15 protein-coding genes are annotated in these 14589 nt (G+C 61.8%); 10 read left to right on the plus strand and 5 right to left on the minus strand.

The features are described from left to right. Positions 1-314: 314 nt before the first annotated feature. The gene (folP, locus tag Q5H93_RS10830) at positions 315-1190 is read right to left on the minus strand and encodes a dihydropteroate synthase (RefSeq protein ID WP_305006547.1); all 876 of its coding nucleotides are present in this window, start codon (positions 1188-1190) and stop codon (positions 315-317) included. Between the two features lie 106 nt (positions 1191-1296). Between folP and Q5H93_RS10835 the strand changes: the two genes are divergently transcribed. The 5 genes from Q5H93_RS10835 to Q5H93_RS10855 all read left to right on the plus strand — a co-directional run bounded on the left by Q5H93_RS10835 (position 1297) and on the right by Q5H93_RS10855 (position 5702). Beyond that, on the plus strand, positions 1297-1827 hold the full coding sequence (locus Q5H93_RS10835) for a DUF1599 domain-containing protein (RefSeq protein ID WP_305006548.1): 531 nt from the start codon (positions 1297-1299) through the stop codon (positions 1825-1827). A gap of 259 nt (positions 1828-2086) precedes the next feature. Further along, a complete protein-coding gene (locus Q5H93_RS10840; protein WP_305006549.1) occupies positions 2087-3259 on the plus strand; it encodes a BT_3928 family protein in 1173 nt (390 codons plus the stop codon). Positions 3260-3363: 104 nt separating this feature from the next. Beyond that, positions 3364-4422 carry an ABC transporter permease gene (locus Q5H93_RS10845; RefSeq protein ID WP_305006550.1) on the plus strand — a complete coding sequence of 353 codons (1059 nt, stop codon included), beginning with the start codon at positions 3364-3366 and terminating at the stop codon, positions 4420-4422. Beyond that, the gene (locus tag Q5H93_RS10850; RefSeq protein ID WP_305006551.1) at positions 4419-4952 is read left to right on the plus strand and encodes a shikimate kinase; all 534 of its coding nucleotides are present in this window, start codon (positions 4419-4421) and stop codon (positions 4950-4952) included. The genes Q5H93_RS10845 and Q5H93_RS10850 overlap by 4 nt, the downstream gene beginning before the upstream one ends. 57 nt (positions 4953-5009) lie before the next feature. Next, a complete protein-coding gene (locus Q5H93_RS10855) occupies positions 5010-5702 on the plus strand; it encodes a sterol desaturase family protein (protein ID WP_305006552.1) in 693 nt (230 codons plus the stop codon). Positions 5703-5778: 76 nt separating this feature from the next. Here the strand turns inward: Q5H93_RS10855 and Q5H93_RS10860 are convergent, their stop codons facing one another. Further along, positions 5779-5961 (minus strand): hypothetical protein, encoded by a 183-nt coding sequence (locus Q5H93_RS10860; protein ID WP_305006553.1) that lies wholly within the window; start codon positions 5959-5961, stop codon positions 5779-5781. A gap of 156 nt (positions 5962-6117) precedes the next feature. Here Q5H93_RS10860 and Q5H93_RS10865 point away from each other — a divergent pair, with 156 nt between their 5' ends. Continuing rightward, positions 6118-6750, plus strand: a complete 633-nt coding sequence (locus Q5H93_RS10865) for a DUF1684 domain-containing protein (protein WP_305006554.1) — start codon at positions 6118-6120, stop codon at positions 6748-6750. Between the two features lie 71 nt (positions 6751-6821). On the opposite strand, the gene Q5H93_RS10870 is transcribed toward Q5H93_RS10865, so the two are convergent. The 3 genes from Q5H93_RS10870 to Q5H93_RS10880 all read right to left on the minus strand — a co-directional run bounded on the left by Q5H93_RS10870 (position 6822) and on the right by Q5H93_RS10880 (position 8959). Continuing rightward, positions 6822-7655: a TPM domain-containing protein gene (locus Q5H93_RS10870; protein WP_305006555.1), complete on the minus strand. Its 834-nt coding sequence runs from the start codon at positions 7653-7655 to the stop codon at positions 6822-6824. A gap of 147 nt (positions 7656-7802) precedes the next feature. Beyond that, positions 7803-8252: a TPM domain-containing protein gene (locus tag Q5H93_RS10875; RefSeq protein ID WP_305006556.1), complete on the minus strand. Its 450-nt coding sequence runs from the start codon at positions 8250-8252 to the stop codon at positions 7803-7805. Between the two features lie 128 nt (positions 8253-8380). Continuing rightward, a complete protein-coding gene (locus Q5H93_RS10880; RefSeq protein WP_305006557.1) occupies positions 8381-8959 on the minus strand; it encodes a LemA family protein in 579 nt (192 codons plus the stop codon). 199 nt (positions 8960-9158) lie between these two features. On the opposite strand from Q5H93_RS10880, the gene Q5H93_RS10885 reads away from it, so the two are divergent. The 4 genes from Q5H93_RS10885 (at position 9159) to tnpA (ending at position 14388) form a co-directional block, all read left to right on the plus strand. Further along, on the plus strand, positions 9159-10163 hold the full coding sequence (locus Q5H93_RS10885) for a sugar phosphate nucleotidyltransferase (RefSeq protein ID WP_305006558.1): 1005 nt from the start codon (positions 9159-9161) through the stop codon (positions 10161-10163). A 60-nt stretch (positions 10164-10223) separates the two neighbouring features. Further along, positions 10224-11327, plus strand: coding sequence for a hypothetical protein (locus Q5H93_RS10890; RefSeq protein ID WP_305006559.1), 1104 nt, complete (start codon positions 10224-10226; stop codon positions 11325-11327). A gap of 75 nt (positions 11328-11402) precedes the next feature. Then, entirely contained in the window at positions 11403-13622 is a 2220-nt protein-coding gene (locus tag Q5H93_RS10895) for a prolyl oligopeptidase family serine peptidase (RefSeq protein WP_305006560.1), read from the plus strand. A 304-nt stretch (positions 13623-13926) separates the two neighbouring features. Further along, the gene (gene tnpA, locus Q5H93_RS10900) at positions 13927-14388 is read left to right on the plus strand and encodes an IS200/IS605 family transposase (protein ID WP_305006561.1); all 462 of its coding nucleotides are present in this window, start codon (positions 13927-13929) and stop codon (positions 14386-14388) included. Positions 14389-14589 lie beyond the last annotated feature (201 nt).

Genomic DNA, 14589 nt, shown 5'->3' on the forward strand with positions numbered 1-14589 from the left:
AGTGCTGGGGTGGGATGGGCGAAGATAGGACAAAACTCCCCTCCTTTTCAAGGAGGGGATGTGAGGCGCGAAGAGCGCCGAACGGGGGTGGTTAGGGTGTCCGCGCCGTCCGCACGAGAGGCACGAACGACGATTGCGCCGGCAGAGAATTACCTGGCGCTGGTAAATAAATGACCTTTTTTGAGGCGCGCAGGCTGCCTGGAATGGGCGAATAGTTTTGTTCGGGCTTCGTTCTTTCGGCGCAGATTGCCTAACCACCCCCGTTTTGCCAGCGGCAAAACATCCCCTCCTTGGCAGGAGGGGAGCTTGTCGTTTTACGCCGGAAATACTGCCTGAAACAAGCGTACCGCCTGCACCGCCTCCGGCACATCGTGCGCCCGTAGCAGCCGCGCCCCGCCCTGCAAAGCCAGCATGTGCAGCGCCGTGGTGCCATTGAGTGCCGCCTCGGCCGTGAGGCCCAACGGCTGATACACCAGCCGCTTGCGCGAGAGCCCGGCCAGGATGGGCTGCCCCAGCACCGCCAGCTCGGGCAGGCGGCGCAGCAGCTCGTGGCTCTGGGCGCTGGTTTTGGCGAAGCCGAAGCCGGGGTCGAGCAGCACGTCGGTGACGCCGGCTTCGCGCAGGGCCACCAGCTGGTCGCGAAACTGGCGCAGCAGCGTCAGCACGAGGTCGTCGGGGTAGTCGGTGAGGGTGGTCATGGTCTGGGGCGTGCCGCGCATGTGCATCAGCACGTAGGGCGCCCGCAGGCGGCCCACGGTGGCAAACATGTCGGCGTCGAGTGTGCCGCCGGCTACGTCGTTCACCAGGTCGGCTCCGGCTTCAAGGGCGGCGGCGGCCACGCTGGCCCGAAAGGTGTCGATGGATAAAAACACCTCGGGAAAGGCGCGGCGCAGGGCCGCGATGGCGGGCAGCAGGCGGGCTTTTTCCTCCTCCGGCGGGATATCGGCCGCGCCGGGGCGGGTGCTGTAGGCGCCCAGGTCGAGCGTAGCGGCGCCGACGGTGAGCATGGCCTCGGCGCGGGTTAGCAGGTCCTGCTCCGACGTCACGCGGCTGTCGGCAAAAAACGAATCGGGCGTGAGGTTGAGAATGCCCATCACCTGCGGCTGACGCAGGTCGAGCAGGCGGCCGTGGGGGCTCTTAAGGATGAGAGGGTAAGAGGGTGTGAGGGCAGGAGTGAATAAGGTAGCCATACCGGGTCGCGTGCTGATGAAAGGCTCAATATCCAACAGCGGTAGCGAACTTGCAGCCCAGGCGCCCCCTCCTACCCCCATACCCTCCTACCCTCACGCCCCCAACTTGGACACCCCCGCCCAATACGACGCCATTCTGGCCAGCTGCCGCCAGCTGTTTCTGGCCAAAACGCACGACTACGGCACGGCCTGGCGCATCCTGCGCCTGCCCTCCGTCACCGACCAGATTTTCATCAAGGCCAACCGCATCCGCACCATCCAGGAAACCGGCGTGCAGCTGGTGGCCGACGACGTCAACGGCGAATTCGTGGCCATCATCAACTACTGCCTCATCGCCCTGATGCAGCTGCACCTGCCCGCCGACACCCCCCCCGACATGACGCCCGCCGCCGTGGCCCTCGCCTACGACCACGAAGCCGCCGAAAACCGTCGCCTGCTCCTGGCCAAGAACCACGACTACGGCGAAGCCTGGCGCCAGATGCGCGTAAGCAGCATTACCGACCTGATTCTGATGAAGCTGCACCGCGTCAAGCAGCTCGAAAACATCGGCGGCGCCGCCCTGGTCAGCGAAAGCGTGGAAGGCAGCTACCGCGACATGCTGAACTACGCCGTATTTGCCCTGATACTGTCGGAGTAGAACGACCAACTCCCCTCCTTGGAAAGGAGGGGATGTGAGCTGCGCTGAGCAGCGAACGGGGGTGGTTGAAACGTCAGAACGACGCAGTAATTCTTTTTCATTGCGGTAAAACTCCAGACGGCCCTACCGGCGCGACCGGCTTAACCACCCCCGTTTTCGCTGCGCGAAAACATCCCCTCCTTTCCAAGGAGGGGAGTTTGTCGTTCTTCCACCGAACTTTGCCGTATTGTCCGGGTTTGCAAAGCCCAACACCTCCGTTATGACTGCTGCTAATTCTGCTCCTTCGGCCTCGGTGCCGCTTAGTGCGCCCTCTTCGTCCCACATTCGCCGCAATCTGGTGCGCGTGTGCTGGTTTTTGCTGGGCGCGCTGTTCATTTTCTCCGGCCTCGTCAAGCTCAACGACCCCGTGGGCACGGCCCTGAAGCTGGAGGAATACTTCGACGTATTTGCCGAGGAGTTTGGCTCGTTCTTCCTGTATTTCAAGAATATTTCGCGCACCATGTCCATCGCCCTCAGCTCGATGGAAGTCATTTTGGGGGTGGCGCTGCTGCTGCGCTGGTACCTGCGCCAAACGCTGTGGATACTGCTGGCGCTACTGGTATTCTTCGGCTTCCTCACCTTCTACTCAGCGGCCTTTAATAAGGTGACGGACTGCGGCTGCTTCGGCGATTTCATCAAGCTCACGCCCTGGACCTCGTTTGCCAAGGACATGTTTCTGCTAGGTTTATGGCTGGTTATCTTCATGAACCAGCGCTTTTTGCGACGCTCCTTTGCCCGCGGCACCTTTGGCATCATGATTATGACCATCACGGCGGCCGTGGCCATCGGCATCGGGATGCGGGCGCTGGGCCACTTGCCCTACTTCGACTTCCTGCCTTACAAAGTGGGCAACAACATCGGCCAGCTGATGAAGCCGAAGGAGCAGGCCAAATTCCGCTACACGATGACGCGCAACGGCGAAACCAAGGAGTTCGACGCCTACCCCACTGACACCACCTGGAAGTACCAGGCCATGACGGCCATCAACGCCGAAGCCTCGCGCCCCGTCATCACCGACTTCGACATCACCGACGTGAACGGCGACGCCTACACCCAGGAGTTGCTCACCGGCAACAAGCTGGTGCTCATCATTCAGAACACCAATAAAACCGACCGCGACCGTTTTCTGGAAATCAATAAGCTGATGGAAGCCGCCAGCAAGTCGCGCAAGAAAATCACGGCCGTTACCCTCACCAGCACCAGCCCCGCCAAGTTCGACTCCTTCCGCCACGACGTGAATCTGGCGGGCCCCTACTACTTTGCCGACGCCACGGTGCTCAAGTCGATGATTCGCTCGAACCCCGGCCTGATGCTGCTGAAAAACGGCGTGGTAAAAGGCAAATACCACTACCACGACATCCCGGAGCTGTTTGAGCTGGAGAAGGCACTGTAAAATCGTAGCGCGGACTTTAGCTACGCTGACCTTCGGTTGTAGTCTGCGAGTCAGAACGTTTAACGAACTCATACTCGCGGACTACAAAGTCCGCGCTACAATCCATGCTCACCTTTCTTCTCCGTCGCCTAGGTCAGGGCCTGCTCGTCCTCATCGGGGTGGCCTGCACGGTGTTTCTGCTCTTTAACGTGCTGCCCGGCGACCCCGCCACCCTGCTGGCCGGCCAGCGCACCGACGTGGCCACCAAAGCCGCCATCACCGCCGACCTGGGGCTCGACCAGCCGCTGCCGCTACGCCTGCTCGGCTACCTGAATGATGTGTCGCCACTGGGCCTGCACCCGCGCGACTCGGCCGGCGTGGCCCGCTACGGCGGCCTCAGCGTGCTGCCGCTGGGTGATAAGGCCCTGGTGCTGAAAAAGCCCTACCTGCGCCGCTCTTTTCAGAGCAACAAGGATGTGCTGCGCATTCTGCTCGATTATTTCCCCGGCACCATGTGGCTAGCGCTGGCCGCTATGCTGCTGGCCAGCGGGCTGGGCGTGGCGCTGGGCGTGCTGGCCGCGCTACGCCCGCAGTCGTGGCTCGACCGAACCCTGCTTTCGACCTCGGTGCTGGGTATTTCGGTACCGTCGTTCGTGGCGGCTATTGCCATTGCGGCCACCTTCGGCTTTTACTGGAGCCACTGGACGGGCCTGAGCCTCACCGGCCAACTCTACGAAACCGACCCTTTCACCGGCGAGCGGCATCTGGTGCTGCGCAACCTGCTGCTGCCGGCCATCGCGCTGGGCGTGCGGCCGTTGGCCATCATCACGCAGCTCACCCGCAGCAGCATGCTCGACGTGCTGAGCCAGGACTACATCCGCACGGCCCGCGCCAAGGGCCTGAGCCGCCGCGCCACCGTGCTGCGCCACGCCCTGCGCAACGCCCTGAACCCCGTGGTCACGGCCGTGTCGGGCTGGCTGGCCTCGCTCATGGCGGGCGCCTTCTTTATCGAATACATTTTCAACTGGAAAGGCCTGGGCACGGTGACCCTGCGAGCGGTGGAAAACCTGGATTTTCCGCTCGTCATGGGCGCGACCATTTTCGTGGCGGCGCTGTTCGTGCTCATTAACATCGTAGTCGATTTGCTCTACGCCGCGCTCGACCCGCGGGTGAAGGTGCAATGAGCCGCCACCTTAGCCTCATCGGCATGCCCGGCGCGGGCAAAACCACTTTGGGCCAGGCGCTGGCGGCGTATTTCGGGTTGCCTTTCGTTGATTTGGATGCGGAGATTGTGGCCCGCGCCGGCCAAAGCATTCCCGGCATTTTTGCGCAGCGCGGCGAGCTTGATTTTCGTCAACTGGAAGCCGATACGCTACGCGCTGTGTTGGCCCGGCCCGCGCCGCTGGTGCTGGCCACGGGCGGCGGCACACCCTGTTTTCACAACGGCATTACCGCACTCAACCAGCACAGTATCACGCTTTGGCTCGACGTGCCGGTATCCACGCTGCTGGCCCGCCTGCAGGCAGCCGAAACTGCCCAACGCCCGCTGCTAAGCCAGGCGCCCGCAGGCCTCGAAACGCGGCTGTATGAAACCCTGACCGCCCGAACGCAGTTTTACCAGCAAGCCCAACTGCATTGCGCCGGCGATGCCTGCACCGTGGCGGCCCTGCTGCCGCGGCTGGCAGCAGCGGGTTTTCCGCCGCCCGCCGTGTAGGTATTGGGGCGTATTTTTGCAGCCAATTAGGCTGTTGACTACTACTGATTATACCCTATGGATAGTGTTTCCCAAGTTGCGCCTACCGAGGTGAAGCCCCGGCCCGCCGCCGTGAAACCCAAGCACAAGGGCTCGGCCCAGCTGTTTCAGAACCCGGTGCTGGAGCGCCTCACCCACACGCACATTGCCGGGCCGCTCAGCATTTTCTTCGGCGTGGCCGCCGTGAGTTTGTACTACAGCCTCAGCCGCGGCCTGCTTACGGGGATGACGGCCTTCGGGCTGTTTCTGGGGGGCTGGCTGCTCTTCACCCTGGCCGAGTACCTGATGCACCGCTACGTGTACCACATGGATACTGACACGCCGGGCAAGGCCAAGTTTCAGTACACCATGCACGGGGTGCACCACGAGTACCCCAAAGACAAGACCCGCCTGGCCATGCCGCCCATCCTGACGGTGTTCGTGGCTTCACTGCTGTTCTTCATTTTTTACTTCACCTTCGGCAATGCGGGCTTCGGGCTGCTGTCGGGCTTCGTGTTTGGCTACGCGCTGTATCTATTTGTGCATTACGCCATTCACGTCTATTCGCCGCCCAAGAATTTCCTGAAATTCTGGTGGCACCACCACGCCCAGCACCACTACCGGCAGGATGAGGTGGCCTTCGGCGTGAGCACCACGCTCTGGGACCACATCATCGGCACCATGCCCGAACAGCGCGACAAGGCCAAGGCCGACGCGGCGCACAACCACTAAAAGCCTCAATCAACCCACCAAAAAGGCGCGGCCCCCGTTCGGGAGCCGCGCCTTTTTTTTATTGCAATGCGACCTATTACACGCGGTTGCCGCCGCGCATTTTGCTAATCAGCCATAACACCAGGGCAATGACGATAACGGCGGCAATGATGCCCGTGTAAGCCCCCGCCTTGAAGATGCCCATGATGGCATCGCAGCTGGTGAGGGTGAAGGTGAAAAAGGTCAGGAGCAGGAAGAGCGGAGCGCGAAAGGAGTTCATGGTGGAGTGGCGTGAGGTGAAAGAGAAAAATGGTGAGCTTCGCAGGTGAATAACGAAGCTATTTGGTGTTACTCTTCCCACCCTGAAAAGGTTGAGTATGGCTAGTGTTATTAGGTTTTTAATTAATTCTGGCGGCGCGGCTAGTAGCTTTGACAGATGAATTACCGCCCTCTCCTATTGCTATTGAGCTTACTGGCGCCGCCTGCCCTGGCGCAGCAAACGCCCCCCGAGCACTTCTCGCCAGCCGCGCATCAGCAAAGCGTGCTGCATTTTCAGGAAACGCTGAATAAGGAGTTTAGCAACCCCGCCGAGTCGCCGCTGACGGCTGATGAGCGCAAGCATTTTAAGACCTTACCCTTCTACCCTACTAGCTACGAATACTACGTGGAAGCCACCCTGCTGCGCGATTCACTGGCCCAGCCCTTCGAGATGGTGACCAGCACGGCCCGCCGCCCGCTCTACCGCAAGTATGGCACGCTCCGCTTCGTGCTGAACGGGCAGCCTCAGCAGCTGGCTGTGTATCAGAACCTGGAGCTGATGAAGCGCCCCGGCTTTGCTGATTATTTATTCGTGCCCTTCACCGACCTCACCAACGGCCACGGCAGCTACGGCGGCGGCCGCTACCTCGACCTGCGCATTCCGCCCGCTGGAAGTACGGTTATGCAACTGGACTTCAACCAAGCGTATAACCCCTCGTGCGCCTATAATCACCAGTATTCCTGCCCCGTGCCACCGGCCGAAAACCGGTTGAGCATCGCCATTCCAGCAGGGGTGCAGAGCGACCACTAGGACCGGAAACAGCCGAAAACACCGCGCCCCGGCCTCTTTATGGAAGCCGGGGCGCGGTGTTTTATGCTCAATTACCAGTTCCCGCTGGCGCCGCCGCCGCCGCTGCTGCCCCCGCCGAAGCCGCCGAAACCGCCCCCGCCCCCAAAACCACCGCCCCCGCCGCCGAAGGTGCCACGCCCGCCCGAGAAGTCGCCGAAAATAATGGGCGGGATAAAGCCCCCGCCGAAGCCCCGGTTGCGGCGCCCGCCGCGCCCGCCGCCGCGCCGGTTTAGGAAAATAAGGACGATGACCAGCACAATAAGAATCACCCAGAACGAGGGCCCTGAGCGGCCCCGGCCCTGGCTGCGCGCCTGCCCCGAGCGCGACTCGCCCGGGTCGATTTTATACTCGCCCTTGGCCAGGGCAATGAGCTGGTCGGTAGCGCGGTCGAGGCCGCTGTAATACTGGTTTTGCTGGAAGGCCGGGGCCAGCGTGTTGCTGATGATGCGCTTGGCAATGGCGTCGGGCACGGCGCCTTCGAGGCCGTAGCCGGTTTGGATGCGGGCGGCGCGCTCCTGCTTGGCCACCAGCACCAGAATGCCGTTGTTTTTGCCCTTGCGGCCGATGCCCCAGCTTTCGTAAAGCTGCTGGGCGTAGTTGGCAATTTCGTCGCCATCGAGGCTGTTCACGGTCACTACGGCAATCTGCGAGGAGGTGCTGTCGTCGTAGGCTACCAGCTTGCGCTCCAGCGCGTCGGCTTCGCCGGGCTGCATCATCCCCGCCAGGTCGTTGACGAGCCGCGGCGGGTTGGGGCGCGGCGGGATGCCCTGGGCCAGGGCCGAGAGCAGCGGCAGCCACAGCAGCAGGAGCGCCAGCAGCGCGGGGCGCCACGCAGCTACCCGAATGGGAAAGAAACCAGTGGCCATAGAGGCAGAATTAAAAGTTATAGTGGTAGAACGGCTGTCGTCTGTCATGCTGACGAAGGAAGCATCCTCTCGCGTCCGAACGAAATCGTACCGGCGTGAAAGGATGCTTCCTTCGTCAGCATGACAGATGGCGCATGGCGTTCTATATCACGCACTCATGCCACCGCCAAACGAGATGGCATCATCCAGCTCATTTTCGTCGGTGGTTTTGTCGTAGGGGAAGTAGCGTTGCAGCTGCTCGCCCACCAGCTTGATGCCTTTGGCGAGGCCCTCGACGTAGTGCTCGTTGCGAAACTGGGCCAGAATCTCCTCTTTAGTCATCTCCCAAAAGTCGTCGGGCACGGCTGAGTTGATGGCCGAGTCGCCGATGACGGCAAACTGCCGGCTCTGCCAGGCCAGGTAGAAGAGTACGCCGTTGCGCTGGGCAGTGCGGTGCATGCCAAGCTCGGCAAATACCTGGGCAGCACGGTCGAGGGGCTCGGGGGTGGGGCAGGTATCTTCCAGATGCACCCGAATTTCGCCCGAAGTCGTGATTTCGGCCTGGCGGATGGCAGCTACTAAGGACTCGTTCTGGGCGGGAGTGAGGGGAGAGGGCATGGATAATCAGGCAACAAAAAGAACGTCATGCTGAACGCAGTGAAGCATCTCGCCTACGGCAGTAAATCCAAATTAGTAGGATTAGTTACGCAGATGAGATGCTTCACTGCGTTCAGCATGACAGACGATTAGAACTGCACCGTAGGCGCTTTGCTCGCGGCCGGGTCGGCTTCGAAGTAGGGCTTGGGGGGGAAGCCGAACATGTTGGCGAACAAATTATTGGGGAAGGAGCGGGTGAACGTGTTGTAGTCGTTGGTGACGGCATTAAACTTGTTGCGCTCCACGTTGATGCGGTTTTCGGTGCCTTCAATCTGAGCCTGCAGTTCCTGGAAGTTGGCATTGGCTTTCAGGTCGGGGTAGCTCTCGGACACGGCCAGCAGGCGGCCGAGGCCGCTGGAAAGCTGGCTTTGGGCGGCCTGGAATTTCTGGATGTTCTCGGGCGTAAGGTCGTTGGCATTCAACTGTACGCTGCTGGCTTTGGCGCGGGCCTCGATGACGCTGGTGAGGGTGCCCTGCTCGAATTTGGCGGCGCCCTTCACGGTATTCACGAGGTTGCCGATGAGGTCGTTGCGGCGTTGGTAGGCGCTTTGCACGTTACCGGCCTGGGCTTTCACGGCCTGGTCGCGTTGTACCATGCCGTTGTAGCCGCACGACGACTGCGTGAGCAGCGCTACCAGGCCCAGGAAATAGAAAAGAAGGCGTTTCATCAGGAAAAGTAAGAATATGGTGAGAAATGCAGGACGGCGGCTTAAACCTTGGGCCCACTGCCGGGGTTAGGCTCCGCCCGGCGCAAGGTACGCAGATACGCCGCCGCAGTTGTGAGCAACCCAAAAAGCCGTAATTAGCACCCTGAATGGCTGGCCCCCGGCCTTCGCTTTTGCTTCTTGTCTTCTTTCAGCATCTAAAATGAAAGCCGTTATTCCCGTTGCCGGTATTGGTTCGCGCCTGCGGCCCCACACCCACACCCAGCCCAAAAGCCTGGTGCCAGTGGCCGGCAATACTATTCTGGGCCACATCATCGACCGGCTGCTCGGGGCCGGGCTCACCGACTTTGTGTTTATTATCGGGTATCTGGGCGATAAAATCGTGCGCTACGTGCGCCGCCACTACCCCAACCTGAAGGCCACCTTCGTGGTGCAGGAGCCCCGCGAAGGCCTGGGCCACGCCCTGTGGCTGGCCCGCGAGGAGTTTCGCCACGAGCCCGACGGTGTACTTATCCTGCTGGGCGACACCATTGTGGACGTAGACCTGCCGGCCCTGCTGCAGCTACCCGGCACGGTGCTGGCGGTGAAGGAAGTAAAAAACCCGGCCCTGTTCGGTATCGTCGAAACCGGGGCCGACGGGCAGGTGCGCAAGGTGGTCGAAAAGCCCAAAATCCCGAAATCGAACAGTGCGCTGGTGGGCCTCTACAAGCTGGCCGACCCCGAAAAGCTGGCCTTGGCCCTGGAGTGGCTCATGACCACCGAGCTGCGCACCCACGGCGAGTACCAGCTCACCGACGCGCTGATGCACCTCATCGAGCAGGGCGAAACCATGACCACGGCGCCGGTCGACAACTGGTTTGACTGCGGCCGCAAGGAGACGCTGCTCGAAGCCAACGCCCGCCTGCTCAACCAGCCCGAGTTTCTGGAAGGCCGCGACTACGCCACCGAATTTCCGGACGTGGTGATTATTCCGCCCGTGAGCATCGGGCGCGGCTGCCGCATCTCGCAGTCCATCATTGGGCCCAACGTGGCCATCGGCGACAAAACCATCATCGAAACCACCATCCTCAGCGACTCCATCATCGGCTCCTACTCGGAGCTGCGCTCGGCGGTGATGCACGACTGCATCGTGGGCTCGGACGCCTCGTTTCGGGGCATGAACCACTCACTGAATATTGGGGATAACACGGAAATTGATTACAGCTAGGCCCGAAAAAGTCTAAAGTCGTGCCCAGCGCCGTATTTTCCGGCCAAATTCCCGCCGCTTATGACTTTTCGCGCTGCCTGGGCCACGTTGCTGGTCGCTATTCTGCTCCCCACAGCTTCCATCCGGGCCCAAACCCCGCTGGGCCAGCCTTCGCTCGACGAATCCAAAGTGCAAATCTGGTGCGCTGCGGTGCGCTTCGTGTACGACGATGCCGGGCGGCCCAACCTCAAGGAAACCGTGCAGTGCAGCGGCGGCGATTTGCCGGCGCTGGCGGCCAGCATTCGGATGGATAGCCTGCGGGTATACAGCGTGCTGTACCAGCCGATTGAGGAGAAAGGCAACATTTACAAGGGCAAAAAGGACAACCCCGCCCGCATCACAGCGCTGGCCCAGGCCATCTTGGCGAAGCTGAAAAGCTCGCCCGCCCGCCGCCGCGACCCGGCCCGCATGGAGCGCCTGGCCGCCCTCGAAACGGCCCTGACTAACTACGCCACCAGCGGCACGCCCCTCGGCGATGTAGCGGCGGCCATGGCCCCCGAAGCGCCTGACACCGCCACAGCCGACGCCTTCGCCGCCCCCGGCCCCGCCGAAATGGCCGAGGCCCAAGCTATCGAAGCCGCGCCCGCCGCCAACGGCCCAGCCGAAACCACCAAGAGTTTGCTGGAGCGCTTTGCCATTCCGCTGGCGCTTATTCTGAGCATTCTGAGCTTGGTGCTCTACATCATGTTGCGCGTGACGCTGGGCCAGTGGCGCCGCCAGCAGCGCCGCGAAACCCTCACCGCTACCCACGCCGCCAACGCGGCCAAAGCCGCTACCGCGCAGGCCCAGGCGGCCCTCACCGAAGCTCACGCCACCGTGGCCGACGCCCAGGCCCGCGTGAAGCGCGCCGAAGCGCTGGTGCTGGCCGCCACGCCGGACGAAACCACGCCGCCTGCCGCGCTGGCCCAGCTCAGTCCCGCCCAGCGGCTGGAGGTGGAGCGCCTGGTGAGCCAGCGGGTGGATGAGGAGCTACGCTGGCTGCGGGCGCAGCTGCCGGAGCTGGTAGCTAGCGCGGTGGCTGGTCCGGCGAGAGAAACGCCAGCGGCACCGGAGGCCGAAGCACCGCACGCCGCTGAAGCCGCTGCCCAGGCAGAGTTTGGGCCGATTGGCGACGACGATAAATAAGGCAGGCAACGTCTCCTGCAAATCCCCGCGTCTCACCCTGCGCAACCTTGCGCGAAAAACCGTTTCCTCTTTTCCATGAAATCCATTTTGCCCCTGGCCGCGCTGCTGGCCACCTCGGCCGCCTGCCGCGCCACCAACCCGCCGGCCAACACCCTGCCGAGCCACGTCATCGTAACGGAAATGACCACCGCCGAAAACGGCACGCCCAGCCGCGAGCCCCAGGCCCCTACCCCCCCGCCCTTGAAATACCCTACCAGCCGCAAAACCGACCAGGTTGACGACTACTTCGGCACCAAAGTGCCCGACCCCTACCGCTGGCTCGAAAGCCTCGACACCCCGGAAACCAAAGCCTGGGTGACGGCCGAGAACGAAGTGACCTTTGGCTATCTGAACCAGATTCCGTTCCGGGAGAAAATCCGCGAGCGGCTGACCAAGATGTGGAACTACGAGCGCTACGGCGTGCCCGAGCAGGTGGGTGCTAACCTGGTGTTCAGCAAGAACGACGGGCTGCAGAACCAAGCCGTGGTGTACATCCAGAAGCCCGGGCAGGAGCCGATGGTGCTGCTCGACCCTAACAAGTTCTCGGCCGACGGCACGACGGCGCTGGCGGGCATGGAGTTCAGCAACGACCACCGCTACCTGGCCTATGCCATGAGCGGCGGCGGCTCCGACTGGCACAAGGTGAAAATCCTGGACCTGCAAACCAACAAGCCCCTGCCCGAAACCCTGGAGTGGGTGAAGGTATCGGGTACTTCCTGGACCAAAGACGGCTTCTACTACAGCCGCTACGACGCCCCGAAGGCCGGCGCCAACAGCCTGGCGGGCAAAAACGAGTTTCACAAAGTGTACTACCACAAGCTGAACACGCCCCAGAGCGCCGACAAGCTGGTGTACGAAGACCCCAAGATGGCCCTGGGCTTCCGCATGGCCGGGGCCAGCGAAGACGAGCGATTCCTGAGCCTCTACCTCACCGACGGCAAGGCCGACGGCAGCCGCCTGCTGGTGCGCGACCTGCGCGACGCCAAGCAAGCCAGCAAGTGGACCACGATTATCAATTCCTACGAATTTGATAACTCCGTGATTGGCAACGTGGGCAGCCAGCTCCTGGTGTACACCAACTACAAGGCGCCCAACTACCGCCTTGTCGGCATCGACCCGCAGAAACCCCAAGAGGCCAACTGGAAAACCATCATCCCCGAGGGCAAAAACAAGCTCTCCGGCGTGCGCCAGGTGGGCGGCCACCTCATTGCCGACTACCTGCAGGACGCCAGCTCGCTGGTGAAGGTATTTGACGAGAAGGGCACTTTCCAGCACGATGTGAAGCTGCCCGCCATCGGCACGGCCAGCGGCTTCGGCGGGCGGCGCGAGGCCAAGGAGGTGTACTACGCCTTCACCTCGTTCACCTACCCGACCACGATTTACAAGTACGACCTCGCCACGAACACCAGCACGGTATTCCGGGCGCCGAAGGTGGACGTGGACCCGGCCGCGTACGTGACCACGCAGGTGTTCTACGCCAGCAAGGACGGCACCAAAATCCCGATGTTCATCACCCACAAGAAGGGCCTGCAGCTGGACGGCAAGAATCCGACCTACCTCTACGCCTACGGCGGCTTCAACGTGAGCGTGACGCCGGGCTTCTCGGTGGCGCGCATGCTGTGGCTGGAGAATGGCGGCATCCTGGCCATCCCCAACCTGCGCGGCGGCGGCGAGTACGGCGAGGAATGGCACAAGGCCGGCATGACGCCCAACAAGCAGAACGTGTTCGACGACTTCATCGCCGCCGCCGAATACCTTAAAATCAACAACTACACCAACACCGAGCACCTCGCCATCGCGGGCGGCTCGAACGGCGGCCTGCTGGTGGGCGCCACCATGACGCAGCGCCCCGACCTCTGCCAGGTGGCCCTGCCCGCCGTGGGCGTGATGGACATGCTGCGCTACCAGGACTTCACCATCGGCTGGAACTGGGCCCCCGAGTACGGCACCAGCAAGGACAAGGCGCAGTTTGAGAACCTCTACAAGTTCTCGCCCCTGCACAACCTGCGCCCGGCCGCCTACCCCGCCACCATGATTACCACCGCCGACCACGACGACCGCGTGGTGCCGGCCCACTCCTTCAAGTTTGCCGCCGCCCTGCAGGCCGCCAACACCGGCCCCCGCCCCCAGCTCATCCGGGTGGACGTGAACGCCGGCCACGGCGCCGGCAAAAGCACCCAGCTCCAAATCGGCGAATGGGCCGACGTGTGGAGCTTCTGCTTTGCCAATATGAACGTGGTGCCGAACGTGAAGTAGGGTTTTATATGGTTGCCAGGGACAAGTGCCGCCGCTTCGCGGCTCTAGTCCTTTCTCATTCGCTAATTGCTACCAACGTGTCGCCGCTTCGCGGCTGCTCTGAATAGCCGCGAAGCGGCGGCACGTTGGTAGTATTCACGCCCACCTATCGAACCAGAGCCGCGAAGCGGCGGCACGTTGATAGCCCCACAACACACCCCAACCCAGAGCCGCGAAGCGGCGGCACGTTGGTAGCAAAACCGTTGCTCCTTAAACCACCGAGCCGCAAAGCGGCGGCACTTTTCGTCTGCTCATTCCTGATTCAATGGCTGGCACCTACACCCAACTGCACATTCAGGTAGTTTTCGCCGTGGCAGGCCGGACCAATGCCATTCCGGCAAAACATCAGGAACAGCTCAACCAATACATCACGGGAATCATCGCCAATAAAGACCAGAAGGTGTTAGCGGTAAATGGCATGCCCGACCATTTGCACCTGCTCATTGGCTTACGGCCCGAATCGGCGCTGGCCGATGTAGTGCGCGACATAAAAGCCAATTCCTCCCGCTTTATTAATGAGCAGCGCTGGGTGCCCGGCAAATTTTCCTGGCAACGGGGCTACGGGGCCTTCTCCTACTCCGCCTCGCACCTCGACCAGGTCATTCGCTACATCCAGAACCAGCAGCTACATCACGCTACCCGGAGTTTTCGGGAAGAATACCAGGCATTGCTTGACCGATTTGGCATCTCCTACGACCCGCGTTATTTGGTAGACGACAACCAATAAGAAGTGCCGCCGCTTTGCGGCTCTATCCCACTGGGCGCTCTATTAACTACCAACGTGGCGCCGCTTTGCGGCTGGTCGACCACGCAGGCAAGAAGTTCCCATTTACCCCAAAAAGCCCTTAAAACCACCTCCCCGGTGATTCTAAGGGCCTTTTTGGTTAGAATAACTACCCCTAGAGGGTAGTTATTGGCCTTCCGAGGG

The sequence above is a fragment of the Hymenobacter aranciens genome, assembly GCF_030580865.1.
GTDB lineage: Bacteria > Bacteroidota > Bacteroidia > Cytophagales > Hymenobacteraceae > Hymenobacter > Hymenobacter aranciens.